At 52.4% G+C, this 699-nt stretch carries 6 tRNA genes; all 6 read left to right on the top strand.

The features are described 5' to 3' along the window. The first annotated feature begins 110 nt into the window (after window positions 1-110). The 6 genes from FD19_RS09465 (at window position 111) to FD19_RS09490 (ending at window position 669) form a co-directional block, all read left to right on the top strand. Window positions 111-182, top strand: a tRNA-Gly gene (locus FD19_RS09465). A 31-nt stretch (window positions 183-213) separates the two neighbouring features. After that, window positions 214-287 (top strand) — tRNA-Arg (locus tag FD19_RS09470). A 5-nt stretch (window positions 288-292) separates the two neighbouring features. After that, window positions 293-366: transfer RNA gene (locus FD19_RS09475), tRNA-Pro, on the top strand. Between the two features lie 25 nt (window positions 367-391). Next, window positions 392-465: transfer RNA gene (locus tag FD19_RS09480), tRNA-Met, on the top strand. Between the two features lie 14 nt (window positions 466-479). Next, a tRNA-Ile gene (locus FD19_RS09485) sits at window positions 480-553 on the top strand. A gap of 42 nt (window positions 554-595) precedes the next feature. Beyond that, a tRNA-Met gene (locus FD19_RS09490) sits at window positions 596-669 on the top strand. Window positions 670-699 lie beyond the last annotated feature (30 nt).

Consider the following 699-nt stretch of genomic DNA (forward strand, 5'->3'; position numbering starts at 1 on the left):
GTTCGAGCCCTGTATCCTCCATTATGAATTCCAGTTGGTGCGGTTGGCCCTCTGATTAATCAGGGGGCCACTTATCCGGAAGGGTTCATATTTACCCAGCAACTTGATATGCGGAAGTAGTTCAGTGGTAGAACATCACCTTGCCATGGTGGGGGTCGCGGGTTCGAATCCCGTCTTCCGCTTACCGACGTCAGCCGGTAAGCAATTAAATATGCACCCATAGCGCAATTGGATAGAGTGTCTGACTACGAATCAGAAGGTTGTAGGTTCGACTCCTACTGGGTGCATTGTTCGGGAAGTAGCTCAGCTTGGTAGAGCACCTGGTTTGGGACCAGGGGGTCGCAGGTTCGAATCCTGTCTTCCCGATTGGAACTCTTGAGTTCTAGGTTTTCGCGGTGTAGCTCAGCTGGCTAGAGCGTCCGGTTCATACCCGGGAGGTCGAGGGTTCGATCCCCCCCGCCGCGATTAGGTTGAGTCATGGACCCTTAGCACAGTTGGTTAGTGCAGGCGGCTCATAACCGCTCGGTCGTAGGTTCGAGTCCTACAGGGTCCATCTTTACATGGCAGCCTATGTTTGATAAGATATTATGGTTATCGCGGGATGGAGCAGTCTGGTAGCTCGTCGGGCTCATAACCCGAAGGTCGCAGGTTCAAACCCTGCTCCCGCAATTAAAATTGAATATTGGTCTCATGGTCTAG

Origin of the sequence: Lacticaseibacillus thailandensis DSM 22698 = JCM 13996, assembly GCF_001436135.1 — a bacterium.
Taxonomy (GTDB): Bacteria; Bacillota; Bacilli; order Lactobacillales; family Lactobacillaceae; genus Lacticaseibacillus; species Lacticaseibacillus thailandensis.